Annotated in this window: 26 protein-coding genes; 5 read left to right on the plus strand and 21 right to left on the minus strand. The window is 65.6% G+C overall.

Annotated elements, in window-relative coordinates; translation table 11 throughout:
* Position 1 precedes the first annotated feature (1 nt).
* Positions 2–601, minus strand: coding sequence for a maleylpyruvate isomerase N-terminal domain-containing protein (locus tag J5251_RS18480; RefSeq protein ID WP_208574803.1), 600 nt, complete (start codon positions 599–601; stop codon positions 2–4).
* Positions 602–682: 81 nt separating this feature from the next.
* Between J5251_RS18480 and J5251_RS18485 the strand changes: the two genes are divergently transcribed.
* The gene (locus J5251_RS18485; RefSeq protein WP_208574804.1) at positions 683–1,945 is read left to right on the plus strand and encodes a THUMP-like domain-containing protein; all 1,263 of its coding nucleotides are present in this window, start codon (positions 683–685) and stop codon (positions 1,943–1,945) included.
* 4 nt (positions 1,946–1,949) lie between these two features.
* Here J5251_RS18485 and J5251_RS18490 read toward each other — a convergent pair whose 3' ends face one another.
* The gene (locus J5251_RS18490) at positions 1,950–3,593 is read right to left on the minus strand and encodes a glycoside hydrolase family 3 N-terminal domain-containing protein (protein ID WP_208574805.1); all 1,644 of its coding nucleotides are present in this window, start codon (positions 3,591–3,593) and stop codon (positions 1,950–1,952) included.
* A 111-nt stretch (positions 3,594–3,704) separates the two neighbouring features.
* Between J5251_RS18490 and J5251_RS18495 the strand changes: the two genes are divergently transcribed.
* Complete coding sequence (locus tag J5251_RS18495; RefSeq protein ID WP_208574806.1) at positions 3,705–4,853, plus strand: glutamate--cysteine ligase; 1,149 nt, start codon at positions 3,705–3,707, stop codon at positions 4,851–4,853.
* 32 nt (positions 4,854–4,885) lie between these two features.
* Here the strand turns inward: J5251_RS18495 and tsaD are convergent, their stop codons facing one another.
* The 13 genes from tsaD to J5251_RS18560 form a co-directional block, all read right to left on the minus strand.
* The gene (tsaD, locus tag J5251_RS18500; RefSeq protein WP_208574807.1) at positions 4,886–5,953 is read right to left on the minus strand and encodes a tRNA (adenosine(37)-N6)-threonylcarbamoyltransferase complex transferase subunit TsaD; all 1,068 of its coding nucleotides are present in this window, start codon (positions 5,951–5,953) and stop codon (positions 4,886–4,888) included.
* On the minus strand, positions 5,950–6,429 hold the full coding sequence (gene rimI / locus J5251_RS18505; RefSeq protein WP_139004683.1) for a ribosomal protein S18-alanine N-acetyltransferase: 480 nt from the start codon (positions 6,427–6,429) through the stop codon (positions 5,950–5,952). Before rimI ends, tsaD begins: the two co-directional genes overlap by 4 nt.
* Before the next feature lie 41 nt (positions 6,430–6,470).
* Positions 6,471–7,139: a tRNA (adenosine(37)-N6)-threonylcarbamoyltransferase complex dimerization subunit type 1 TsaB gene (gene tsaB, locus J5251_RS18510; protein WP_208574808.1), complete on the minus strand. Its 669-nt coding sequence runs from the start codon at positions 7,137–7,139 to the stop codon at positions 6,471–6,473.
* A 34-nt stretch (positions 7,140–7,173) separates the two neighbouring features.
* The gene (locus tag J5251_RS18515) at positions 7,174–7,989 is read right to left on the minus strand and encodes a hypothetical protein (RefSeq protein WP_208574809.1); all 816 of its coding nucleotides are present in this window, start codon (positions 7,987–7,989) and stop codon (positions 7,174–7,176) included.
* Positions 7,990–8,454, minus strand: a complete 465-nt coding sequence (locus tag J5251_RS18520; protein ID WP_208574810.1) for a hypothetical protein — start codon at positions 8,452–8,454, stop codon at positions 7,990–7,992.
* Positions 8,454–8,819 (minus strand): hypothetical protein, encoded by a 366-nt coding sequence (locus J5251_RS18525; RefSeq protein ID WP_208574811.1) that lies wholly within the window; start codon positions 8,817–8,819, stop codon positions 8,454–8,456. Before J5251_RS18525 ends, J5251_RS18520 begins: the two co-directional genes overlap by 1 nt.
* Entirely contained in the window at positions 8,798–9,994 is a 1,197-nt protein-coding gene (locus J5251_RS18530) for a hypothetical protein (protein ID WP_208574812.1), read from the minus strand. The genes J5251_RS18525 and J5251_RS18530 overlap by 22 nt, the downstream gene beginning before the upstream one ends.
* Entirely contained in the window at positions 9,991–10,311 is a 321-nt protein-coding gene (locus J5251_RS18535) for a DUF6507 family protein (protein ID WP_139004678.1), read from the minus strand. The genes J5251_RS18530 and J5251_RS18535 overlap by 4 nt, the downstream gene beginning before the upstream one ends.
* Before the next feature lie 173 nt (positions 10,312–10,484).
* Positions 10,485–11,189, minus strand: a complete 705-nt coding sequence (locus J5251_RS18540) for a hypothetical protein (protein WP_208574813.1) — start codon at positions 11,187–11,189, stop codon at positions 10,485–10,487.
* Between the two features lie 152 nt (positions 11,190–11,341).
* Positions 11,342–11,803, minus strand: coding sequence for a hypothetical protein (locus J5251_RS18545; RefSeq protein WP_208574814.1), 462 nt, complete (start codon positions 11,801–11,803; stop codon positions 11,342–11,344).
* Positions 11,804–11,963: 160 nt separating this feature from the next.
* Complete coding sequence (gene tsaE, locus J5251_RS18550; RefSeq protein WP_208576227.1) at positions 11,964–12,572, minus strand: tRNA (adenosine(37)-N6)-threonylcarbamoyltransferase complex ATPase subunit type 1 TsaE; 609 nt, start codon at positions 12,570–12,572, stop codon at positions 11,964–11,966.
* A 23-nt stretch (positions 12,573–12,595) separates the two neighbouring features.
* Positions 12,596–13,831: an alanine racemase gene (gene alr, locus J5251_RS18555; RefSeq protein ID WP_208576228.1), complete on the minus strand. Its 1,236-nt coding sequence runs from the start codon at positions 13,829–13,831 to the stop codon at positions 12,596–12,598.
* 75 nt (positions 13,832–13,906) lie between these two features.
* On the minus strand, positions 13,907–15,004 hold the full coding sequence (locus tag J5251_RS18560) for a carbohydrate kinase family protein (protein ID WP_208574815.1): 1,098 nt from the start codon (positions 15,002–15,004) through the stop codon (positions 13,907–13,909).
* Between the two features lie 72 nt (positions 15,005–15,076).
* Between J5251_RS18560 and J5251_RS18565 the strand changes: the two genes are divergently transcribed.
* Positions 15,077–16,417: a 6-phospho-beta-glucosidase gene (locus J5251_RS18565; RefSeq protein ID WP_208574816.1), complete on the plus strand. Its 1,341-nt coding sequence runs from the start codon at positions 15,077–15,079 to the stop codon at positions 16,415–16,417.
* A 139-nt stretch (positions 16,418–16,556) separates the two neighbouring features.
* On the opposite strand, the gene J5251_RS18570 is transcribed toward J5251_RS18565, so the two are convergent.
* Positions 16,557–18,347 carry an NAD(P)/FAD-dependent oxidoreductase gene (locus J5251_RS18570; RefSeq protein ID WP_208574817.1) on the minus strand — a complete coding sequence of 597 codons (1,791 nt, stop codon included), beginning with the start codon at positions 18,345–18,347 and terminating at the stop codon, positions 16,557–16,559.
* Positions 18,348–18,523: 176 nt separating this feature from the next.
* Here J5251_RS18570 and J5251_RS18575 point away from each other — a divergent pair, with 176 nt between their 5' ends.
* A complete protein-coding gene (locus tag J5251_RS18575) occupies positions 18,524–19,876 on the plus strand; it encodes a helix-turn-helix domain-containing protein (protein ID WP_244250725.1) in 1,353 nt (450 codons plus the stop codon).
* Between the two features lie 9 nt (positions 19,877–19,885).
* Here J5251_RS18575 and J5251_RS18580 read toward each other — a convergent pair whose 3' ends face one another.
* A complete protein-coding gene (locus J5251_RS18580) occupies positions 19,886–20,104 on the minus strand; it encodes a hypothetical protein (protein ID WP_139004672.1) in 219 nt (72 codons plus the stop codon).
* Positions 20,105–20,337: 233 nt separating this feature from the next.
* Here J5251_RS18580 and J5251_RS18585 point away from each other — a divergent pair, with 233 nt between their 5' ends.
* On the plus strand, positions 20,338–20,652 hold the full coding sequence (locus J5251_RS18585) for an MmcQ/YjbR family DNA-binding protein (RefSeq protein ID WP_208574818.1): 315 nt from the start codon (positions 20,338–20,340) through the stop codon (positions 20,650–20,652).
* Here the strand turns inward: J5251_RS18585 and J5251_RS18590 are convergent.
* From J5251_RS18590 to J5251_RS18605, 4 genes are all read right to left on the minus strand, one after another.
* A complete protein-coding gene (locus J5251_RS18590) occupies positions 20,649–21,143 on the minus strand; it encodes a GNAT family N-acetyltransferase (RefSeq protein ID WP_208574819.1) in 495 nt (164 codons plus the stop codon). The genes J5251_RS18585 and J5251_RS18590 overlap by 4 nt on opposite strands.
* A gap of 76 nt (positions 21,144–21,219) precedes the next feature.
* Positions 21,220–23,838 (minus strand): MMPL family transporter, encoded by a 2,619-nt coding sequence (locus tag J5251_RS18595; protein ID WP_208574820.1) that lies wholly within the window; start codon positions 23,836–23,838, stop codon positions 21,220–21,222.
* A 3-nt stretch (positions 23,839–23,841) separates the two neighbouring features.
* On the minus strand, positions 23,842–24,480 hold the full coding sequence (locus J5251_RS18600) for a TetR/AcrR family transcriptional regulator (RefSeq protein WP_139004668.1): 639 nt from the start codon (positions 24,478–24,480) through the stop codon (positions 23,842–23,844).
* A 63-nt stretch (positions 24,481–24,543) separates the two neighbouring features.
* Entirely contained in the window at positions 24,544–25,110 is a 567-nt protein-coding gene (locus J5251_RS18605; RefSeq protein ID WP_208574821.1) for a hypothetical protein, read from the minus strand.
* Between the last annotated feature and the right edge of the window lie 261 nt (positions 25,111–25,371).

Raw genomic sequence — 25,371 nt, forward strand, 5'->3', positions numbered from 1 at the left:
TTCACACGACGGAATAACCGGGTGGCAGAGCCGTCCGGCCGGTCAATGCCCGCAACAACAGACTGCCCTCGCCCCGCGCGGCGGCAATTTCCACCGCCACGTTCATGGCCGCCTTCTCCACTTCAGAAGACAACGACGTCGGAACTCCGCACGCGGACGCCAGGTCCAGGCTGTGGACCGCCAGTTCGAAAATCCTGGTGGGCAGATAATCGCTGAACCGCATCCCGCCTGCAATCGTCTCGATGACGCGATCCGAGACTACCGGCACCACGTTCTCCAGTTGCGCCAGCAGCCGGTCCACGGTCTCAACGGGCTTGGCTCCCAGATCCTCCCCGGCCGCCACCGCCCGGGCGGTAATCTCCGGCGACGAGGTGAAGTCCAGCCCGGAGTAGTATTCTGCGGTGGATCCGACGTCGATATTTTGAGCCGGACGCTCCAAATAGGTCAGGACCGTAATCAGCGCACGGCTGGTATGTCCGGCCAGCGTCCGCACGCTCCAGTCCCCCAGCCCCGGTTCGTCCCAGGCACTGTCCGGGATCCCGGCGAGCACCTCGTGGAAGTGCCGTGCCGCCTCTAGGTATGTTGCCGCTCCCTGAATCATGACCTCATAATGCCACCGCAAGGAGACCTCTACTATCAACCGTGTCCAGCCGATGGCACGCGCTGGTCTAGGCTTGAAAGCATGGCATCCGAGACCTCCGCCGAGAATATTGCTCCCATCCTCACGCCGGAAGGCTGGGACTTGCTGAACTCCCTGGAGCCGTATTCGGAAGCCGACAGCCTCAAGACCAGCACCGCCCTGCGCAAGGCCGGCCACTCCCCCGAACTGGTCGCGGCTGCCCTGACCCAATCCAAGCTCCGGGCCAAGGCCGCCGCGAAATTCGGTCCGTTTGCCGAGCAGATGCTGTTTACCAAGGCGGGCCTGGAACAGGCAACCCGACTCAATATCGCGGCGCTGCATGCCCAGCGGTTCGTCCAGGCCGGCGTCGAACATGTCGCGGACCTTGGCTGCGGAATCGGCGCGGACGCCCTGGCCCTGGCCACGCTGGAACGCAAAGTCACCGCCGTCGAACGTGATGAGACCACGGCCGCGGTGGCCACCATTAACCTTATGCCCTGGCCCAACGCCACCGTCGTTAATGCCGACGCGGAGCACGTGGACCTGAACGGCGTCGACGGCGTCTGGCTGGATCCGGCCAGAAGAACGACGACGACGTCCGGCACCACCCGCTTGTTCGATCCGGAGGCTTTCTCACCGCCGCTGTCCTTTGTCGAAAAACTGGCGGACCAAGGACTTCCGGTCGGCGTCAAAATGGGACCTGGCATTCCGCATGACGCGCTGCCGGCGGACTGCGAGGCCCAATGGGTTTCGGTGGACGGCGACGTGACCGAGGCGACCTTGTGGTTCAACAGCCTGGCCCGGCCAGGTGTCCGGCGGGCCGCCCTGGTCATCTCGAACGGCGGTTCGGCCGAGCTCACCAGCGACATCGGCTACGTGCCCGCAGAGCAGGATGTGTCGGTTGGGCCGGCAGAGGGCTACCTGTATGAACCGGACGGCGCGGTGATCCGGGCGGGACTGGTGGCTGATGTGGCACGGCAGCTCGGCGGGCACCTGCTCGATGAGCATATTGCCTACATCTGCGCGCCGGACCTGCTTCAGACTCCGTTTGCCCGTGCCTACAAAGTGCTGGAGGTCCGCCCGTACAACGTCAAGAAGCTCAAGGCGTGGGTGAAGGCTAGCAGGATCGGGACGCTGGAAATCAAGAAGCGCGGCACCTCGGTCACGCCGGAGGAACTGCGCAAGACCCTGCTCACCGGCTCCGGCAAGGGACCGAACAAGGCCACGCTGGTGCTGACCCGCATGGGCGAGGAGCGGGTGGCCATTGTCGTCGAGCCCATCCCGACAGCCGGCCACCGCAGCCGAAGCCGCAGCGCCCGGCCGTAGCATGCTACCGGCAGCCGGTGCCGGTTTCGTATTCGCCGACGTCCACCGGAAGGGTCCCGGGTGCACCGGCCTCGCCCGTGAGGTAGTCCAGCAGCGCTTCGAACGCTGCCGGGGTGTCGCCGTAGAGCGCGGCCTTTACCTCGGCTGAGGACAGTTCCAGGCCCCACGGTGCATCCAGCGAGACAACGATGTCCCCGGTTCCGCTCTCGGGCCCGGCCAGCAGCGTGACCGTTGGCCCCGAACCTACTGTCAGCCCGCGCGCCTCGGCGGCCTCCGCCAGCCGCTGGTTGGCCACCGGGTCTGCTCCCTGGATGGTCAGCGAACCGTCCAACTGGTCCTCGCGCGAGCACTGCCCGGTCAGGATGGTCAGCGCCGTGGCCGAGGCGTCCTGCGAGTCCTGCGCGTGGGTACCGATTTCCGCCAGCGACGGCGTCTGCGCGATGGACTTCTGCCACAGCTGCATGGTGACTACCCGGGTGGCGGCCTCATCCAGCCGCTCCTCGGCCAGCGTGCCGTCCTCCACTGCGGCGAGAATCGCGGCATGCGCGGCATACGGATCCGCCGGCATCAGCAGCAGGTCGGCGCCCGCGGCGAGTGCCATCGGGGCAGCCTGGCCGCCGGGGTACTGGTTCTCCACCGCGCCCATGTTCAGCGCATCCGTGATGATGACGCCTTCAAACCCCAGGTCCCGCAGCGCCTGGTAACTCGGTGCCGACAACGACGACGGAACACCCGGCTCCAGCGCGGGAACGGCTATGTGGCCCATCATCATGACCGGTGCCCCGGCGTCGATCGCCGCTTTGAACGGTTTCCAGTCCCGCGCCTGCAGTTCCGCCACGGAGGCGTCCTGCACCGGCAGGGCAAGGTGGGAATCGGTGGTCACGGAGCCATGGCCCGGGAAGTGTTTCACGCTGGGCATGACCCCGGCTTTCTCGAAGCCCTCCAGCAGCGCCGGGGCCTGTGCCGACGCCCGCTCCGGGTCGCTGCCCAGGGAGCGCGCCCCGATGGTCGGATCCGCCGGTCCGATGGTCAGATCCAGGCCCGGCGCGTGGTCCATCGTGAAGCCGAGCGCGGCCAGTTCGGTGGCCATCGCCGCCATGGAGTCCCGCGAGACGGTCTCTTCCGCAGCGGCGCCGTAGGTCATCGGCGTAGGCCACTCGGTCAGCGGCGCGCCCAGCCGGGCCACCATCCCGCCTTCCTGATCCACCGAGATGATCCCGGGCCAGTCCCGAGCGTTGAACATTGCGTCCTGCAGCGACTTGTTGATCTGCGCCATCGCCGCCACATCCACCGTGCCGTCAGCGGTCAGCGGGACGTTGTCGCCCATAATGATGCTGCCGCCCAGATGCAGTTCCTCAATGGCCGTCAGTTGCGGTGCCGGATCCGTTCCGGAGTAGAAGGACACCATGACCTGCCCGGCCTTTTCCTCAAGGCTCATCGCCTCGACGGCGGCAGCGGCGTCGTCGTAATGATCCTGGCTCGGCCCCCAGGACAGCGCGGGCGCTTCGGTGGGCGCGGCAACGGACGACGGCGGCGCGGAACTGCCGCTTTCGGGCGCGGGGCCAGGGGCGGTACAGGAGGAAATGAGGAGTGCGGACGTGGCCGCCAACACACCCAGCGCCAGACGCCGGGAACCGAACTTTTTCACGTCTTTGACGGTACCACTGCCGTAGAATCTGACTTGGGTTCTCTGCCGCAAGCCGCGTGACGGGAGCACAGCCGGGGCAGTTCCGGCAAGCCGCGCAGATCAGGAGTCAGTTTGAATATCGAGTTCGCACCGTCCGCCCAGTCCACCCTCGGTGTCGAGTGGGAACTGGCGCTGGTGGACGGCCAAAGCGGCGAGCTGGTCTCCGCGGCCTCAGAGGTGCTGCGCAACGTCGCGGCCGGGCATCCCGAACTCAAGGACGACGACGAGCACCCCCACATCAAACAGGAGCTGCTGCTGAACACGGTGGAGCTCGTAACCGGGATCTGCACGTCGGTGGAGCAGGCCAAGGGCGAACTAAGCGATGCGCTGACGGCGGTGCGCGATGTGACGGATCCGATGGGCGTGGAGCTGTTCTGCGCCGGCAGCCACCCCTTTGCCGCCCCGCGCTCCCAGCCGGTGACGGACAAGGAGCGCTACGCGAAGCTGATCGACCGGACCCAGTGGTGGGGCCAGCAGATGGTGATCTACGGCGTGCATGTCCACGTGGGTCTGGACCACAGGGACAAGGCCCTGCCGGTGCTGGACGGCCTGGTCAACTACTTCCCGCACTTCCAGGCACTGTCCGCATCCTCCCCCTTCTGGGGCGGCGAAGATACCGGCTATGCCTCGCAGCGCGCGCTGATGTTCCAGCAGTTGCCGACGGCCGGCCTGCCGTTCCAGTTCCCCGCCTGGGCCAATTATGAAGACTATGTGCAGGACATGTTCAACACCGGGGTGATCGACACGCTCAGCGAGATCCGCTGGGACGTCCGCCCGGTCGCCGCCCTGGGCACCATCGAGATGCGCATCTGCGACGGCATGTCCTCGCTGCAGGATGTCGGCGCCATCGCCGCGCTGACCCAGTGCCTGGTGGACGAGTTCTCCACCGTGCTCGACGACGGCTGGGCCATCCCCACGATGCCGCCGTGGCATGTGCAGGAGAACAAGTGGCGCGCGGCCCGGTACGGCATGGAAGCGATCGTCATCCTCGACGGCGCCGGCAAGGAAAAGCTGGTCACCGAGCACCTGCGCGAAGACGTGCTCAACCGGCTGGAACCGGTGGCGAAGAAGCTCGGCTGCAGCAACGAACTGGCGGACGTGGAGAAGATTATCGAGCGCGGCGCCGGCTACCAGCGCCAGCGCCGGATTGCCGCAGAGAACGATGGCGATCTGCGCGCCGTCGTGCTCGATGTCGTCCGGCAGATGCGCGGCGAAGCCTAACTACCACCGCCTCCTCGAATGAGGCGCGCCGCTTACAGGTGGACGCTGGTCACCGGCATGGAGGAGTCCGGGGCGAAGGCGATCCCGGACGGTTCTCCCCCGGCCATGACGATCTGCGAGCCCAGTGCCGCGACCATGGCGCCGTTGTCTGTACAGAGGTTGATCGGCGGGACGCGCAGCGTGATCCCGTTGGCCGCACAGCGTTCCGCAGTCAGCTCCCGGAGCCGCGAATTGGCGGCCACTCCCCCGCCGAGCAGCAGATTGGTGATGCCGTGTTCGGTGCAGGCGAGCATGGCTTTGGCGGTGATCACGTCCACCACCGCTTCCTGGAAGGATGCGGCGATGTCGGCCACCGGGACCACTTGGCCGGCCGCCTCGAACCGCTCCACGGCGCGGGCCACGGCGGTCTTCAGCCCGGAAAAGGACCAGTCGTACCGGTGCCGGCCGGGCTGCTCCGCTGAGCCCATGTACTTGGGCTGGCTCAGGCCGCGCGGGAAACGGATGGCCTTGGGGTTGCCTTCCTTGGCCAGCTTGTCGATCACCGGCCCGCCCGGGTATCCGAGTCCGAGGATGCGGGCCACCTTGTCGTAGGCTTCGCCGGCGGCGTCGTCGATGGTGGAGCCGAGCAGTTCGACGTCGTCGGTAATGGACTTCACCCGCAGGATCTCCGTGTGACCGCCGGAGACCAGCAGCGCGCCGAGGTTTTCGGGCAGTTCCCCGCCGTCCAGCAGGCCCACGCCCACGTGCGCCACCAGGTGGTTGATCGCGTAGAGCGGTTTGCCCGTTGCGACGGCGAGCGCCTTGGCCGCGCAGACTCCCACCATCAGTGCACCGGCAAGGCCCGGACCGGAGGTCACAGCCAAAGCGTCGACTTCGTCCAGGGTCACCCCGGCTTCGTCCAACGCCTGCTGCAGCGTGGGGACAAACGCATCCAGATGGGCCCGCGAGGCAATCTCCGGAATCACGCCGCCGAATCGCACGTGTTCCTCCATCGAGGAGGAGACGGTGTTGGTCAGCAGGGTGTCGCCGCGGACTATGCCTACACCGGTTTCGTCGCAGGAGGACTCGATGCCCAGTACCAGCGGTTCGCTGCGGTTCATCGGGTCTCCTCCGAAGTGGTTGTGGTTGCGCCGGGCGCTCCGGTCCAGCCGGCGAGTTCCAGCCGCATGATCAGCGCATCCGCGCCGTCACGGTAGTAGCGCGGGCGGCGGTGGATCTGTTCGAACCCGAACCACTGGTACAGCCGCTGCGCCCGCGGGTTATCCGCCCGGACCTCAAGCAGCACGTCCTTGGCCTTGCGCCCCGCGGCCTCCTCGATCAGGCGGGTCAGCATCAGGCTGCCGATCCCCTGCCCTTCCCGCTCCGGCACCACGGCGATGGTCTGAACATCCGCGATCGGCTCGATGCACATCAGTCCGGCGTACCCGATCACCGTTCCAGCGGCGTCGACGGCGACATAGTAGCTGCGGGTTTCGGGCTGGGACAGCTCATCGAAGAACATCTGGGTGGGCCAGGCGTCCATTGGAAACAGGCTCTTCTCCAGGGCGTCGACCTCGGGTATGTCGGCCTCGGTCATCGGCCGGATGCTTCCGCGCTGCACGGCCCTGTCCGCCGCCTTCACAGCGCACGCTTCCGCGGCCCGGGGACCTTCGCATCGGATTCGCGCAGGTAAAGGGGTGTGGTTTCCAGCAGGGGCAGGCCCCGTGTCAGCTTGACGACGGCGGTGCGGCCGAGCGCTTCAGCGGTCGGTTGGGTGCCGCTGAAGTCCGCGACGGCGTGCAGTTGGTCCGGATAGATTCCCGCCCCCTTGCCGTAGGCCGGCAGCTCCGGCACCTCCGCCGGCGCGGAGACGTGCGGACCGTCCAGCAATTCGGGGGTTCCGCCGGTGCTGCGGTACTGCGCCCAGTAGACTTCCTTGCGTCGCGCGTCCGTGGCCACGATGAATTCGTCGATCCCCAGCCGCCAAGCATCCAGTGCTGCCTCCACGGCGATGGCGTCCAGACTCATCACCCCATGCAGTGGCTTGTTCCACGCGAACGCCAGCGATCGGGCCGTGGCGATCCCGGACCGCAGCCCGGTGAAAGGACCGGGCCCCACGCCCACGACCAAGGCGTCGATATCGGCGGCGGTGACGTCCGCCGTCGTCAGTATTTCCTGGATGCCGGGGGCCAGCACCTCGGCATGGGTCCGGGTGTCCTCGGTGGCAAATGCCTGCAGGGTCTCTCCGTCTCCGGTGATGAGAGCCGCGCTGGCAATGGCGGAGGTATCGATGGAGAGAATCAGCACCAGACCATTTTACGCGGTTTGGGTAGCTCCCGTGTCAGCGGTGGACGGCGCGGTCGACGGCAGTGGCAATGTCCCGGTACAGCCTGCTTGACGGGCGGACATTGAGGTGGGCTCCGGCGTCGTCCCTGCCCAGATGGTAATGGCCTGCCTCGCCGGCGTTGACGTAGGTCAGGGGCGGGCCGGAGGACGGTTCCAGCACCAGCTGCCAGATGAACCAGGGCTGGCGCCACATATTCGCCAGCGGTGCATCCGCGCCCGCTGGGACGGGAACGGCTTCGCTGGTAAACCGGGCTTGGAGAACCTGCGGATCCACCGCGAGCGGCGCCGCGGCCAGGCTCCAGGCCGGTGCGATTCCGGTCCAGGCCGCGATGGCCGGGTACAGATGGTCAAGAGCCAGGAAATCCAGTTGGTGGAAGCCGGTACGCGGCGTTCCGGCCAGGAACTGGCTGTAGGACGGGCCTGCCAGCACCAGACATCCTTCCGGCGCAAGCCAGGCCTGGAAGGCCGCAGCGTGGCCACGGAACTGCGCCGAAATCCTCAACGAGGCGAGCGAGTCTTTCCACGGGCTGGTGACCAGGCGTCCCTGTCCCGTCAGCGCACCCTTCGACGTGAGCAGCCCGGCATCCACCAGCGGTGCCAGTTCGGCGGACTTGCCGGCAATGCCAAAGCGGCCGAGCTTGCCTGCCTCGGCAGCGGTCTGCAATAGCTCCAGCCCCGTGGCGGAAATCCACGGGCCGTCCGAGACGTAGGGCTGTTTGCCCACGATGCCCGAGAGTTGCTCAAGCTGCTCGCCCGTGTGGGAGGACGCGAAGACCTCGGTCCGGGGTTCTTTATGCGGAAACTCGGTCACTCAGGCAGCCTTCCGGAATTCAATGTTCGCGGCCATATAGCCGAACAGCTCGTCGATTGCGGTCAGCTGGGTCGAACTGCAGGTGGCCGTGACGTCAACAGCCTTGCCGTCGACGGCGAAGGTCCAGCGCTGAACATGCAGGATCTGGTTGCCCATTTGGTGGGTGTACTCGATCTGGCGTCCGTCGCCGGCAGGGTGCGGCCAGATGTTGCACGCAATCAGGTGCGGGCTCGTCAGCTCTCCGAGGGCTGCCGCCATGGCGAAGGTGGACAATTTGGCGATGGATCCCTCATAGGGCTGGCTCGTTACCACGACGTTGGGGCGGAACACACCTGCGCGGACCGGAGGGGACAGCAACACCATGTCGGTGCCTTCCGTATCCTGGCGGGTCCAGTCTGCCGGGCGGGGAATCGTGATGTCCTCCGAAGCTTCAAGTGGAAAGGCCTGGGCATTCGACGTGCTCATCAACGCCCTTTCTGCCGTACGCGCGGCATCTGCTCCTGTACGGCGGTGCGCACCCACGCCGGCGTCATGAAGCGGGGAAGCCAGGCAAGGCTCAGCAGACAAATCAGCATGCCGGCAATGACGGGAAGAACCAGCGCGGCCACGGCTGCCTTCGGTGCACCGGCTTCAGAGGCCCACGCCGCCGCGGGCGCCAGCAGGAAACTGATTCCGCCATAGAGCAGGCCGAGCCCCGGGTAGCTGCGCAGGTTCGGGAACAAGCCGCCGTAGGCGAGCCATCTGCGCCAGCGGCCGGAGTAGGCCCTCCAGCCGGCCAGCACCATGGCGGCACCTGCCGCGATGGCCATTAATCCCACAGAGAGTTCCACGCGCTCTTGATCCCTTCGCCGACTTTTTCACCGAGGCCGCTGCCCACGATACCGCCGGCTAGACCCCCCACGATACCGCCGACAACGCCGCCGATTGCCGTGCCGGGCCCGGGGAAGATGGAGCCGATGGCGCCGCCCAGAAGCGCGCCGCCCTTCGCCCCGGCCCAGGCACCCGCGGCACCACCGGCTAACGACATGCCACCGACAATGACCACATTTTCCGTCACGCTGGCGGCACGTTGTCCGCTGTCCCAGTCCGGATGGCTTGCCAGATCCTCGTTGTACTGTGACGATCCTTGTTCCCAGACCGTCAGGCCAGCGTCCACCACAAACAGTCCGCGGCCAGCGTTCCTGGCCCAGTCCGGCGGAACAACTGCGTCCGGATCCAGCCTCAGGGTTGGTCCCGGCCGTTCGTAGGCACCCGGATCAATCGGCGGCCGGTTCACGTCCACCGCCGATCCGACCGGTGCCAGGATTCCGGACGCGGTTTTCACGAATTTGTTGCCGTTGCCGTCGATATAGTCGTACGGCATGTCATCCATGTGCAGCGGTCCCTCCAGCCGGAGAGGCGGGCCCAGTTCCAGGTCGAATACGGTTGGACTGGTCACCACTTCCAGGGGTTTACGCACATGGATCGGGGATTGGTGAATGTGCTCCCGGATGGTGTCAGCGACGGTCGTGCCGGTACCGAGACCGTCGGCCCAGCCCGGCGTGCTGATTTGGCCGGTGGCTCCTCCAATGGCCGAGATGCACTGGGCTTCAGCTTCTTCATACTCCCGGACAAGCTGGTTCACCTTGCCTTGGAGTTCCCGTTCGGCAGCGGCTTCCTCATCGGTTTGCTCCTCGCCGTCAGGCGTGCATGCTCCGGCAGCGAGGACCAGGGCGTCATACCGCGTCTTGAAGCCGCGTACCTGGCCCGCGAAGGTAGTCAGGGCCGCTTTGATGAGGCCGGACACCGTCAGGGCTTCATCGCCGTAGGCCTTGACCTTGTCGAACGCGCGGACGGCCTGCTCTGCCTCAGGTGCAGTGTAAACAGCTGCCAGACCTGACCACGTGCTGTGGCAGTTGACACCGATGGTGTTGGCTTCAGTTCCGGCTGCGGCAATGTCGTCGGCTTGGGTCTCGAGCGCATCCGGGTCGGCAAAGACCGGGACGCTGGCGAAGGAGACAGTCATGGCTGCGGCACCTTGGAAGCGTTCCGCTGCGCGTTGGCAGCCATTTCCAGGTTCCCGGCGTTGTACCAGTTAATCGCCTGGGCAGTGCCGTTGCACGCGTTGGTGGAACGGGCTGTTGCGTTGGAGAGCAGCAGGCCCAGATAGTCGTTCTGGGCAGATTCGAGGGCAGCCTTAATCCCCGCACTGGCACTGGCCCCGGCTGCTCCGTCGATCGCGGCCTGCATGTCCTTCTCCACTTGGTGGAACTTCAGCATTTCATCCACCGTTTGGGCCACGATTCCGCTGGCTGCTGCCACATCGATATCCCAGTCGACCATTACCAACCTTTGCTTGTCTTGTCCCATTGCTATCCATGCACGTCAGACGCCTTTTACACAATATGTGAACGGCTGTCCGGCCGCGATGGGGACAACTATCCATGCCCTGATGAAACCCGAATACCGCCTCTGCCCGATACGGCGGCTCCAGGACGACTGCCGGATGTGGGCGGTCAATACTGCAGCTCGTGGAACCGTGCGTCTTCCACGGCGTCGCGCAGTGTGTGCCAAACCAGGGAGGAGGCCTGCGGCGCCAACTGCACATCGCCGTCGTTATTCAGGCCGAACAGGAAATGCCCGGCGGCCCCGGCGTTGATGAAACCACGGCGGAATCTTTCCCGTCCTACGGTGACTACCCAGACGAACCAAGGCTCCTGCCACAGGCTGCGCAGCTGGCCGTCCGCGTTGGAAGGTACGGGCACCTTCGCATCTTGGAGCCTGCGCTCGAACAGTCCACTGTTGACGGTGTTGATGGTGCCGGCGGTTCCGGCCATGGGCCATGCCGGGGCGAGCCCGGTCCAGGCGGCCATGACGGAAGCGGCATCGTCCACGCCTGCGACATCGAGTTGGACCATCGTTCCGCGGTGGCCGGATTCGTACCCGAGTAGCAGGGCACCCGCCGAGCTTCCCGCAACGACGGCGGTCCAGCGGTTGCCGACCCACAGCCGCAGGCTTGTCCGCTTCCCCAAATGCCAGCCATCGATCCGGGCCGTTGTGCGGGCGGCCAGGATGGCGTGGCGGAAGAACCTGCTGTCCGTTGTGTATGCGCCGCGCGAATTGGTGAAACCCCAGCTGGCGAACTCGCGGGCGATGTCCGGACGCTGGAGCGCCGCGGTCCGGCCGAATCTGGCCGAGCCGCGTGAGGCACTGTCAATCAAGACTTCCGTCGCATCCGCCGACAACCAAGGCCCGGTGGAAAAGTAGCCCTAGCGTCCGGCGAGGGAAGCCAGGTCTTCGGGCGCCGATTCTGCGGGTCCAGAAGGCTGCACATCGGCTGCCTTGGCCGGCGACTCCGGCTGCATCAGCACGCTCACGCGGCAGCACTTTCCCACGCCAGCGAGCTGAACATCGCCTCAAAGCTGCCCCGGACCAGCGGCACCTGCCCGACCGTGCTGCTGGCGATGACATCCAGGCAGCGGCTGTCGAGCTTCAGGATCCAGCGGCGCACAAACACCGTGGTCTCGCCGATCCGGTAGGTGAACTCGATCCTTCGGCCCGCCCGGCCAAAATGTTCCAGGTAATCGCTGGAGATCAGCAGCGGGTCCTCGTACTGCTGCTGGGCCTCCTCGGCGGCACGCAGCGCGATCCGCGGCAGCGGTTCTTCGGAGAAGTAGCTCACCACCACGAGGCTGGGGCGGAACACCCCGGCGGGCATGCCGGCCAGCGCCAGAACCAGCTCGGTGTGTTCGACGTCGATCCGTTCCCAACCGGCGGGGGCGCTTACGGATACTTCGAGGGGCGGACGGATAGTCCTTTTCACCCATCCGGCCACGCTGGAGCTCCTCGATCAACCCGTTCAATTGTGCTCTCCAGCGTAGGCAGACCGGCCGTGCCCGCGCGATGGGGAGGACTGCCCATGCCTGCTCGTTGACACCGCAACGCCGGCATGCGGGCGAGCATGGACCTAACGAAGGCACCCTCCGGCGAGGCTCCTAGAAAGGAATGCCGCCGGCCCAGCGTGGACCGTGCGCGACGATGCGGATCTGCCGATCTTCAGCCTCGTCCGGTTCATCAAAATCAAGTACGACGGCGGGGCTGCCGCCAGCTTCCGCAGTGTCTGTTGTGCCCGCTAAGTTGGCTGAGCTCGCGGTGCTCGCGGTGCTCCCGTTCTTTGCGATGTTTGTTTCTGCTGCGGCCAGGTCAGCTCCGGTGGCGCGCACCAGCGTGATGTCCAGCCGGCTCTCTGCCAGGTGTTCCACCCGATCGCGGCCCCACTCGACCACTGTTACCGCGGTGTCCAGGGTGTTTTCCAGGTCAATGTCGTCAATCTCGCCGGCCGACTCCAGCCGGTAGGCGTCCACGTGCACCAGGTCCGGCCCGTCTCCCAGGCTGGGGTGTACCCGCACCAGCACAAAAGTGGGCGAGATGATGCCGGGGCGCACGCCCAAACCTTCGCCCAGCCCCTGGGTGAAAGTGGTCTTGCCTGCCCCGAGTTCCCCGGTCAGGACGATCAGGTCCCCGGCCTGCAACTGTGCACCGATCCGGGCGGCCAGAGCCTGGGTTTCTTCCGCACTGGCTACGGAATACTCCGTTTCCCACATCTGTGTCGGTTCCTCGGGTTCAGTCACTCGCGGTCCCCCGCGCCATTGCTGCCGTCTGCAGCGGCGGAGGCCCCGCCGTCGTAATTCGCGGTGAAGTCCACGGAAGGCTCCATGCCGGCCGCCGCACCTGTCGCGAGGTCCTGGCCGATGTAGACGCGGGGCACGCGCGGGCTGACCCTGGTGACGATCTCATAGTTGATGGTCCCGGCCGCTGCGGCCCAGTCCTCCGCCCCCGGCGCATCCTCGCCGGGGCCGAACAGAATGACTTCCGCGCCGACAAGGTCCTCGGCCTCGGAGGTGCGCAGGTCCACCACGAACTGGTCCATAGCTACCCGGCCCACCACGTCGTAGCGCTTGCCGCCGATGGCAACCTGGGCTCCGTTGGCGCTGCGGGGAATGCCGTCGCCGTATCCCATCGGCACCAGGACCAGGGTTGTGGGCTCCTCGGTGTGGTAGCGCAGGCCGTAGGAAACACCCTGGTGCTCGGGAACGAGTTTGCAGTTGGCCACCCGGGCACGCAGGGTCATCGCCGGCTTGAGTTTGAGTTCCTCCGGCACCTGCCCTTCAAAAGGTGAAAGACCGTACAGGCCAAGGCCAACCCGCACCAGGTCGAAGTGCGAATCCGGTCGGGTCAGGGTCCCGGGCGTGTTCGCCAGATGGCGCACTTCAAGGTCCAGGCCGGCGTTCTCGGCCACCGCCACCGCCTCCCGGAACCGGTCAATCTGCTCATCCGTTTCCGGCCGGTGCGGTTCATCGGCGACGGCCAGATGCGAGAAGACCCCGACCACGCGCAGCAGCCCTTCCTCCTGGAACTCCACGGCCCGGCTGACCAGCGGCTCCCATTGGGCAGGCGGGCAGCCGTTGCGGCCCAGGCCGGTATCGATCTTGAGCTGCACGCGCGCCGGCCGTTCCTGCCGCTTGGCCGCCGCCGCCACGTACTCCAGCTCCCAGCCGGATATGCCCAGATCCACGTTCGCGTTGATGGCGGCGTCGAAATCGCTGTCGGGAGTGTGCAGCCAGGCCAGGATCGGGGCGTCGAAGCCCGCCGACCTCAGTTTGAGCGCTTCGGAAATGTGCGCGGTGCCAAGCCAGCTTGCCCCGGCTTCCAACGCCGCGCGGGCAACCTCAAGGGCGCCGTGTCCGTAGCCGTCCGCCTTGACCACGGCCATCACCCGCGCGGGGGCGGCGATCTCGAGGAAGTGCCGGACGTTGGCCCGGATGGCGTCCAGGTCAATTACTGCCTGGCGGTCATAACTCATGCCTGCTGGAGAACTCACCAGTCCATTCTTTCATCAGCAGCCCGGAATCCGGCTCAGGCCCGCCCCCGGCCCACGTCAGACGTCCGAATGCCGCGCCACGGTGGCGGTGGCCCGGCGGACTGCCAGCGGCGGAATCTCGGGGACGATCTTTTCCAGGAAGGCATACCGGCGCAGCCACTGGCCGCGGACTCCCTCGCGCGCATCGTTGACCCGCTGCCACCAGTCCGCCACGTCGCCCCAGCCCGGCGCCGCGAGCGATCCGCCGAATTGCTGGACAGACAGAGCAGCACACAGATTGGCAAATGCGAGGCGGTCGGCCAGCCTCCATCCGGCCAGCGTGCCCATCAGGAACGCCGCGCTGAAACAGTCCCCTGCACCGGTGGAGTCGTAGGCCTTCACCGGCAGTGCGGGAACCCAGTCCTCTTCGCCGGTGATCGAATCGATGGCAATCGCCCCGCGCGAGCCCAAGGTCACCACGGCCACCGGAACCCGGTCCGCGAGGGCATACAGTGCCGCCCACGGATCGTCGGTTCCTGTATAGCGCATGGCCTCCGCGTCGTTCGGCAGGAAGGCGTGGAATCTTTCGAGATTGGCCAGGGTGGACTTAGACCACTGGCCGGTGGGGTCCCAGCCAACATCGCCGAAGAGTTTTGTCCCGTTTGCCGCAGCGGCAAGTGCCCACGGTTCCAGGTCCGGCGCCAGCGACGTGATGGCGGCCCTGCACGGCGGCGGATTGCCGACCAGTTCGGATGCGCTGAGCGGGGCGGCGTGCCCATGCGTAACAAACGAACGGTCCCTCGTGGTGGAGAGGGAGACCGTAACCGGCGAGTGCCATCCGGGGAAGTTCCGCGACAGGGACAGGTCAACGTACTCCTGCGCGCCGATGGTGTCGCGGTTGAACTCGCCGTACGCGTCGTCCCCAAAAGCCGCGGCGAGCGTGGTGTTCAATCCCAGCCTGCTGGCGGCAATGGCCTGGTTCGCCACACCCCCGGGGCAGGATCCCATTCCCTCGCTCCACAATTCTTCCCCCGGCTCCGGCAGGGAGCTGAGACCGGTGAAGATAATGTCCAGAAAGACCGGACCCGTCAGCAGCAGGTCGAAAGCCGGGCTTTCCGGCGTGCGGCTTGCAGCCAGCGGGTCATATCCGTGTGGTTGGTTGAGGATGTTGGTCATACTGGCACAATACAAGCAGGGGGCTGGCTGTCATTTTTGATCCAGCCGGGTAAATCGTCTCAAAGGGGTGCTGTGGTCAAGCTGGTAATTCTGGGCGGCGGAGGTTTCCGGGTGCCGTTGGTCTACCGCGCCCTTTCCACCGGACCTTACGCGGGGCTCATAGATGAGCTGGTGCTGCAGGACACGGACGGCAGCAGGCTTCAGGCCATCGCACGCGTACTCGGTGACCTTCCCCTGCCCGGCGGCGCCCAGCCTCCCCGGTTCACGCTGACCGAAAACCTCCAGGACGCTCTGGCCGGTGCGGATGTGGTTTTTTGCGCCATCCGGCCCGGCGGCACTGCCGGCCGAACTGTCGACGAACGCGTTGCGGCGCGGCTGAACATCCTTGGCCAGGAAACCACCGGTGCCGGCGGCATCGCCTATGCCCTTCGGTCCATCCCCGCCGTGCTGGAAATCGGCCGGCAGATGCAGGTCCACTGTCCGGACGCGTGGCTCATCAACTTCACCAATCCCGCGGGCATGGTCACTGAGGCACTGCACAAGATCCTTGGCCGGAAGGTCATTGGCATCTGCGACTCCCCCGTCGCATTGGTCAGGCGCGCGTCCCAGGCTGTCGGGATTCCTCTTCGGGAGGGGCGGTTAACAGGCGTCGATTACGTGGGCCTCAACCACTTGGGCTGGCTGCGCGCCCTGAATTACGACGGCGAGGATCGGCTTCCCAAATTATTGTCCGATGAGCGGGCGCTGGCTTCCTTCGAAGAGGGCCGGGTGTTCGGCGCGCCAATGCTTCGGGTACTCGGAACCGTGCCCAACGAGTATTTGTTTTACTACTACTTCCGCCGTGAAGCGACGCTGGCCATGGCCGGGGCAGCCCGGACCCGCGGCGAGTCCATCCACGATCAGCAGCAGGACCTCTACGCCAAACTGCACTCTTCGCCGACGCCGTTCCAGGACTGGGATGCTGTCCGACGGTCGCGCGAAGAGGGCTATCTGGCCGAAGCCAGGCCCGAAGGCGGGTCGCGGGACGAGTGCGATGTGGCCGGCGGCGGGTATGAACGGGTGGCGCTCCAGACCATGCGGGGATTGCTCTCCGGGGAACGGACCGAGCTGATCCTGAACGTCCGCAACAGCTCCACCCTGCCCCAGCTTCCTGAGGACGCCGTCATAGAGGTCCCTTCGGAAGTGACGGCCGAGGGCGCCCGCCCGCTGCCGGTACGGCAGCCGTTGACTCTTCACCAGGCGGGGCTCATGGCGCAGTTGAAGGCGGTGGAACAGGAGACGATCAAGGCAGCCCATGGAGACCGCGATGCAGCCCTGCGGGCCTTCATGATCCACCCGTTGATCCTGTCGGGCCACGTGGCGCACCGGCTGCTCGAGGCCTATGAACAGGCCCACGGCTACAAGTGGGCCTAGGAACGAGGTCCAGCCCGCGCTAGGATTCGCGCTCACAAGGCTGACCGGGAAACGACGCCGGCCGATCGCTGTGAGGCGACCGGCCGGCGTCGTTCTTTATTGCTTCTGCCGTAGATTCCCCTGGACGGGAATTGCCCGGCTAGCGCGCGTGGTGGGACTGCTGCAGTTCGTACACCGGCGTCTCCAGACCTTCCATCCGGGCCTTCAGCTGGAGGGCCAGGTAGGTGGAGTAGTGCCGGCTCTGGTGCAGGTTGCCGCCGTGGATCCACAGGTTCTCCACATTCGTGGGCTTCCACATGTTGCGCAGTTCGCCCTCCCAGGGTCCCGGATCCTTGGGCGTGTCGGAACCGTATCCCCAGCATTTGCCCACCTGGTTGGCCACCTCCGGCGACACCAAGTCCGCCAGCCAACCATTCATTGAGCCGAAGCCGGTGGCGTAGACGATCAGGTCCGCCTCCAGCTCCGTGCCGTCGTCGAGCACCACGGCATTGCCGGTAATCTTGTCCACCTGCCCGTTGGCCAGCTTGACCCGGCCGTCGATGATCAACTGGGAGGCGCCTACGTCGATGTAGTAGCCAGAGCCCCGACGCAGGTACTTCACGAACAGGCCGGAACCGTCTTCGCCGAAGTCCAGGTCAAAGCCCGCGGCCTTGAGCTGGGAGTAGAACTCTGCGTCACGTTCTGCCATCTTCTCGTAGACCGGTTTCTGCGCGTCCGGCAGGATCCGGTACGGCAGCGAGGCGAAGAGCATGTCGGCCTTCTCCGTGGTCACACCATTGGCCAGCGCCTTTTCCGAGTACAGATCGCCCAGCCCCAGGTCCATCAGCGATTCGCTGCGGGAGATGTGCGTGGAGGAACGTTGCACCATCGTCACGTCCGCACCGTGCTCCCACAGGTCGGCGCAGATGTCATGCGCGGAGTTGTTGGAGCCGATGACCACGGCCTTCTTGCCGGTCCAGTCCCCGCCACCGGGGTGCCGGGAGGAATGGTGCTGCTGGCCCAGGAAGGAGTCCGCGCCGTCGAACTTCGGGATGTTGGGGTAACCGGAAACGCCGAGGGCGAAGACCAATTGCTTCGGCCGCAACGTGACCGGTTCGCCGTCGCGTACAACGTCCACGATCCACTCGCCTGCGGCCTCATCGAACCGGGCCTTGGTGCACTCCGTGCCGGACCAGTAATTCAGCTCCATAATCCGCGTGTAGTGCTCCAGCCAGTCCCCGATCTTGTCCTTGGCTGCGAAGACCGGCCAGTCATCCGGGAACTTCAGGTACGGGAGGTGGTCGTACCAGACCGGATCGTGCAGGTGCAGGGACTTGTACCGGTTGCGCCAGGAGTCCCCCGGCCGCTGGTTCTTCTCGATGATGATGGTGGGCACGCCGAGCCGCCGCAGCCGCGCCGCCAGCCCGATCCCGCCCTGCCCACCGCCGGCAATCACGGTGTAGGGCTGCTCCTCGTAGCCGAGCCGGGCCTCCTGCTCCTCCTTCAGTTCCAGCCAGGACTTGCGGCCCTTGGTGATGTGGTGCGCTACGCCCTTGTCCCGGTTTGGCCCCTTTTTCTCCTCGAACCCCTTGAGCTCCTGCATGGTGGTCAGCAAGGTCCAGCATTTGCCGTCGCGCAGCCGCAGATGGGCCCAGCCTCGGGCGGTCCCGGTCTCGAAATTGACCCAGGCCTCGGTCGCCGCCGCGTCCCCGGTGGCGACCTCCGCCAGCTTCCAGCCGGAGGGCTGCACATCGGCCAGCCTGGCTTCAAGCATCCGCCGGATCTCCGCCTTGCCTTCCAGGGTCTTCAGGTTCCAGGTGAAGGAAACAAAGTCCCGCCAGAAACACTCGTCATCGAAGAGTTCCAGTGCGCCGTCGATATTTCCGGCCTGCAGCGCTTCGTCCAGGTTGTCCAGCCACGCCTGCGCGACGTCGTTCGGTGAATCCGCCATGTCCACTCCTTTGTGTCAATTGCTCGTGTCCTGAGGGTCGCAACAGCTTCGGCGGTACGCGTATGCTGGTGCGAACGTGATCGACATCACCAGTGTCAGCCCGCGGGGGTTGCAACGGCGTTACACGGCGGCCGCACCCCGTTCACTCCGGCTGGCATCGAACGAAGGAGCCACGGTTGCCTGCAAGCCCGCCCTATCCAACTACGGGTGCTGCGTTGGAACCGGGGCTGCGTTTCACTGCGCCGCGTGAGTACGCCCGGTTGCTGCGCACCGCGCACGAACAGGTCATCGGCGGGGTGCACCGTCCTGAAATTCCTTCCGCTTTGGTCGCCTCGTGGCGTCGCTCCATGGCCTTGGGCATCGACCCGGATCAGCACAGCCCCCGGCACCTGCACGATCCGGCCGACGTCGCCGATCTCCGCCGCGGCCACCGTCTCCAGACAACGCTGCCCGCGCTCACAGACCTGCTGGCCGAAGATGGCGTCGACGGACGGCACCTGCTCATCATCACGGATGCGCAGGGCGAGGTGCTGTGGCGGATCGGCAGTGCCTCGGTGCTGCGCAGGGCTGACTCGCTGGAGTTTATCGAGGGTGCGGACTGGTCCGAGGCCGGCATCGGTACCAACGCCATCAGCCAGGCTCTGACCACGGGCGCTCCGGTCCAGCTGTTCTCCGCCGAGCATCTGGTCCGCACCCACCACGAATGGGCTTGCACGGCGGCGCCGATCCGGGATCCGCGAACCGGCCGCATCCTCGGAGTGCTGGATGTCTCCGGACCGTTGGACACGCTGACCACGGACAGTCTGCGCATGGTGCGCTGCGGCGTCCGGGTGGCCGAGGAACTGCTGGCAAAGCACGACGACGGCGCGCGGGCTACAGCTTCCGCCATTCCACCGGAGCGCCGCAAGGCTTCCCGTGGGCCTGCCGCCGAGCAATCGTCCGAGGGTGTGCGGTTGGAACTGTTGGGCGACAAGCCTGCCGCAGTGCTAGCCAATGGCTCGCAGGTTCCCCTGACATTGCGACGGGCCGAGATCCTGGCACTGCTGGATTCCCGCAGACAGGGTTGGAGCGCGGACGAGCTTGCGTTCGAGCTGTACGGCGACACAGGCACGCCCTCAACGGTCCGCATAGAAATGCACCGGATCCGAGCTGCGCTCGGCAATGCCGTCGCGTCGTCGCCCTACAGGCTGACCGGGTCAAAGGAACGGGGTTCAGATGCCCGCCAGGTGATGGAACTGCTGCGCCAAGGCAAGCTACGCGAGGCGCTCGATGCCTATAGTGCGCCATTGCTGCCCCGCTCAAGTCTGCTCTGCGTGGAGCTCCTGCGCGAAGAACTGAACCTCGCCGTCGGCGCCGCCGTACGCGCCAGTGGCTCCGCCGAACTGATCAGCCGGTGGCTGGCCACGGACATGGGCTCGGGCGATGCCGGCGCTGTGGATGCTCTGGAACACCTGCTGGGCCCTTCGCACCCCCGATGCTCTGCCTTCCGCGCCCGGATCGATTTACTGGACCGGACTCTACGCAGCTGACCGCAACGGCTAAAGACCCTTAAGATCGCGAAAGGCTTCGCGGATGGCAACTTCGTGGGCGACTGCGTTGAACCTAAACACGGTTTCAGCGTCCGCTACCAGACGTTCATTGCATTCGCGAAAGAGTTCCTCATTCACCCGCCTCTGCAAAACTTCCAGAGCCGGCTCCGACAGGGTTGAAAGATCTTTCGGAAACTCGTCCGATGGCTTTAGAGCAGAGAACGGCATGACAGATCCCTTCTCCAGCTACCCCGCGCTGGGCCTCCTCAGTGATTTCGGCGAACGGCTGATGCCGTGTCGACTTCTCCATTTGACCGCCGTTCCGCCAAACTGGCAATAGTCATCGCAGGGGAAATCTGCAGACCGTCGGATACTGCCTGCCATTGCCGAAAATAGCACCGGCAGGAGCGTCTGCGGACAGGTTCGTAGACGCTCCCCCAACGGCGTGCAAAGGTAGTCCCATGCAAACCCTGGACGACGTCCGCCGCATCTGCCTCTCATTTCCCGGAGTTACCGAAAGGCTCAGCTGGGGCAATCCGGCCTGGTTCGCGCGGACCCTGATGGCCCGCATCTGGGAAGATGGTGTGCTCACGGTCAAGACCCGGGAACGCGATGCCCTCGCCGGTACGTCCCCGGATATCTTCTTCTGGACGCCGCACCATGAACGCTCGCCCGAGCTGGTGCTGGTGCGGCTGGGTCGGATCTCCGCTGAGGAGCTGGCCGAGCTGCTGGACGATTCCTACCGCATCGCAGGTACGGTCAGGAAAGCCCGCTAATCCAGCTTCCGGTGCATCACGTGCAGCCCCACCAGCCCGTCAACCGGATGGTCGAAGGCGTCCGGAATGGTCGCGAGGATTTCGAAGCCCAGTGACTGCCACAGTCGCACAGCCCTGACGTTGGAAGCAACAACGGCGTTGAACACCATCGCGCGGTAGCCGTCTGCCTGCGCCTGCTCCAGGACGTGGTTGGCCAAAGCCCTCGCGATGCCTTTGCCGCCGCGGCCCGGGTGCACCATAAACCCGGCGTTTGCAACCTGGGCCGCAGCCCCACCGTAGTTCGGGTGGAGCTCGGCTGTCCCGGCGACCGCACCGTCGTCGTCAATTGCGACAAAGGTGCGTCCCCGGCCGGACAGATGCAGCCACTTGGCGCGCAGCGACTCTTCCGAGCTGTCCGGGTCCAGGGTGTACGTCTCCCCCGCCCGGATGATCGGTTCCATGACGGACCAGATGCCGGCCCAGTCGGTGGACGTGGCGTCGCGGATGTGCATGTTGTTCCTCTTTCCAAGCCCGCCTGTCGGATAGCCGAATGGCGGGCGAAAGTTTCGGCTCGCCCGCCAAAAGCTGTTAGCGGACGGTCGCTTCCTCAAGCGTATCCGTGGCGCCGTGGGCAGCTGCGGAGGCAGGGCCGCCCGGAACCAGCTTCGCCCCTTCGACATCGACGTCCGGCAGGATCTTCTCCAGCCAGTTCGGCATCCACCACGCAGATTTGCCCAGCAGGTGCATGGCCGCGGGGATCAGCGTCATGCGCACCACGAAGGCATCCAGCAGCACGCCCAGCGCCAGCGCGAAGCCGATGGGCCGGACCATGGTCAGGTGGGAGAAGATGAAGCCGGCAAACACAGAGACCATGATGATCGCGGCGGCCGTGACCACCTTGGCGCCGTGGTTGAAACCGCTGACGACCGCGGCGCGCGCGTCCTCGCCGTGCGCAAATGATTCGCGCATGCCCGAGACCAGGAACATCTGGTAGTCCATCGCCAGGCCGAAGAGCACGCCTATCAGGATCATCGGCAGGAAGCTCAGGATCGGGCCCGGATGGTGGACGCCGAAAACCTCGCTCAGCCAGCCCCACTGGTAGATCGCCACGACGGCACCGAAGCTGGCTCCGAGCGACAGCAGGAAGCCGGCCGTCGCCAGCAGCGGCACCAGGATGGAGCGGAAGACCAGCAGCAGCAGGATCAGCGAGAGCCCGATGACAATGGCCAAGTAAATGGGCATGGCGTCGGCAAGTTTGTCCGAGACGTCGATTTGCATGGCGGGCTGGCCGGTCAGCGAAACGCCGACGCCGGTGGTCGCCTCGAGCGCGCTGGCTTCAGCGCGAAGGTTGTGGACTAGGTCCTCGGTACTCTCCGCTGCCGGACCTTCCTCCGGGATGACCTGCAGTACGGCGGTGCGGCCGTCCTCGCTGGTGCCGGTGGGCACCGCGGCGGAGACGTGGTCCATGGCGCGCAGTTCCTGCGACAGCTCCAGCAGCGCCTCGTCCTTGGCAGTGCCTTCAAGGCCTTCCGGCAGGTCAGCCACGATGATCAGCGGGCCGTTAATGCCTTCGCCAAAGTTCTCGCCGAGCTGCGTGTAGGCCTGGTACGCCGTGGAATCCGCAGGCTCGGAACTGCCGTCCGGCAGACCCAGACGCAGTTCGGCGGCGGGAACCGCCATGATTCCAAGAACGGCGACGCCGGCCACCAAGGACAGCCACGGATGCCGGGTGACGGCCTTGCCCCAGCTGCGCTTGGGGTCGTTGTGGAACTGCCCACCCGCCGTCGTTGTTTGAGCGGTATTTTCACTCACGGGTCCGCTCATTCCGGCCTTTGCCCACGCCCGCTTGGACAGAATCCGTTTGCCCATGATGGCCAGCATGGCCGGGGTCAACGTCAAAGCAACGACGACGGCGACCGCCACCGTCGCGGCACCGGCGAGTCCCAGCACGGTCAGGAACGGGATGCCCGGGACCGCGAGCGCGGCCAGGGCGATGATCACCGTCAGGCCCGCGAAAAGCACCGCGTTGCCCGAGGTTCCGGTGGCGCGGCCGATGGACTCGACCAGCGGGACGCCGGAGAGCAGCTGGGTGCGGTGGCGGTTGACGATGAAGAGCGAGTAGTCGATCCCCACGGCCAGACCGAGCATCAGGGCCAGGACCGGCGAGATCGAGCTCATTTCCACCACGCCGCTGAGCGCCATGGTTCCGCCGACGCCAACACCGACGCCGATGACCGCCATCAGCAGCGGCAGTCCGGCGGCGATGAGAGTGCCGAGCATGAGGATCAGGACGGCTGCGGCAACGGCAATACCGATGATCTCCGCGGCGCCGAAGAGCTGCGAAATGTCCTCGACGATGTCCTTGCTGTACTCCGCCTGCAGGCCCGGGACGAGGCCCGCCTCGGTGATCTGCTGGACCTGGTCGCGGTCAGCCCTGGCGACCTCCATCAGGGGCTGCTCGAACTGGACCTGTACAAAGGCGGCGGAAGCGTCCTCGGAAACGAAGCGCAGGCCCTCGGAGGACTGCTGCTGCAGCTTGGCTGCTTCAAGCTCGGCGACGCCGGACTCATACTCCGCGCGGCCGTCTTCGAGCTGCTGCTCGGCTTCGGCCAACCGGTCCTGGGCCGCTTCCAGCTGTGCCCGCTGCGGCTCCAGCTGGGCGCGGGCCTGCTCCGCCATGGCAGTTTGGCCGGCCGCCTCGAGTTGCTGGATCTGTGCCTCGGCAGTCTCGAGCTGCTGCTGGGCCGGCGCAAGCTGAGCCTTGCCTGCGTCCAGTTCGGTCTGGCCTGCCTCCAGCTGCTGCTTGGCTGCGTCCAGCTCGGCTAGGCCGTCGTCGATCATTTCCGGCGCAGCGTCCAGGGAGCTCTGCAGTTCCAGCGGATCGGTGGCGCTCTTGACGGCGTCGTTGTCCGTGAGTTCCTCCGAGATCGCGGCGATCGCGTCTTCCTGCTCAGCAGTGAAGGCCTTGCCATCCTCAGTGGTGAAGACAATGGTGCCGAGGCCGCCCGAGGCCTCGGGCATCTTCTCCTTCAACTCATCCAGCACGCCCTGCGCAGGGGTGCCGGGGATGGTGAAGCTGTTGGACAGCGTGCCGCTGAACGCAACGAGGGAACCGCCGACCGCCACCATGACGGCCAGCCAGGCGGAGACGAACCACCACCGCTTGCGGGCGGCGAACTTGCCAAGGGCATACAGCAACGAGGCCATGCGTCAGGAATCCTTCGAAAGTGAATTGAAGCCGGTGCGGAGCATCCCGATGCTCGCCAGCAGATACTTTTGGAATGCTCCCGTGTCCGGCGAGCGGCCGGCAGTTTCGGCGGCGGCTTCCCGCATGGCCGCCTGGCCGCAGGCGATCAGGGCACCGGCGAGCGAATTGATCAGCAGGTCGCTCTCGGAGCGGGATAAACGGACACGCAGGCCCTCTTCGAGTTTCTGCTGGGCCTTGTTCCAGACCTGTAGCTGCACCCGCTCCAGCTGGGGATCGTCCTCGCCCATGGCATAGATCTCGCAGAGCAGCGCCATCTGTTCCTGGGATACGTCCCCGCCCAAGGTGGCGAGCACGGCGTCCATGATCGGCTCGTCGGCCGGCCGGTCGTAGAGCTGGGCGAAGGCACCCTCCAGGAACTCCTCCACCGGACGCGTGAGCGCGGCCTCGATGGACGGGAAGTAATTGAAGAACGTGCGGCGGGAGATTCCGGCTTCTTCGGCCAGTTGGTCGACGGTGAAGCCGCCGGGCCCATGGGCACGGGCAAGGCTAAGCGCCGCCGTCGATATGGCGGTCCGGGTGGCGCGCTTGTTCAGCTCCCGCCGGCCGCCGGAGTCGGCTGGTGATAGTTGTTCGGATGGCACTCGTCTACGATAAACCTAAACTTGCACAGGATGCAAAGTTGCACACGAGGCATTGTCTATCGGTCAGCCTTGGTAATTCACGAACCGTTTGACGTCGTCGAGCTCCTGCTGGAGATCTTCCATGGTCCGCTTGTAGCGCGCGAACTCAGCCTTCTGCCATTTCTTCTCGCGGTAGCTGGTGGCGAGGGCGAAAAGTGCCAACGGAATCACCACAAGGAATCCCCAGCCGGCCGCAGCGAAGAAGTCGAGAGCAACGGGAATGGCCTGCTGAATATCCCGGACATCATTGATCCTCGCCACGACGTCGTCCATGACAGAGTCGAGCGATTGCAGGTGCTGCCCAATCATCGGAGTGCCTGACAATGATGGGGCGGCCAGCGGAGCATTGTCAGACCAGCGTGGATCCCCCGGATGCGCAACCACGTAGATTCCGGAAGCGATGTTGGCAGCAATGAAGGTGGTCACGGCCCCAAGGGCCCCCGCGAGCAGTTTTCGCGCCTGCCGCAGGTATTTTGGCAGATGCGACAGACGCTCACCCGGATGCCACAGGTGCATCGACAGCCCCACAAGGATTGCCAGTATCCAGATGCCCGCGCTTAATACTTCGATACTGATTTCAGCCAGTGACACAGGAATAACCGCTCCTAGCAAATACAAGGTAGATTCTCAGCCTTGCAGGCCGTCGGCTCGCAGGGTGACCGCCAAAGGCCATGCATCAAGAAAAGGGTGAATGACCTAAGAAGAATAGGTGACCCGTCACTTACGACACGCCTCCACTGCGACTGTTACGGTCCGATTGAGATCATGCGTCGGCAGGCAAGCATTGAGGGATGGCTTCCCCGCGGTACGGGCGGCTCTGGCCCACGGACGTGGCGAACTGTCAGGATGGAT

This window comes from Arthrobacter crystallopoietes, from assembly GCF_017603825.1.
GTDB classification, from domain to species: Bacteria; Actinomycetota; Actinomycetes; order Actinomycetales; family Micrococcaceae; genus Crystallibacter; species Crystallibacter crystallopoietes_B.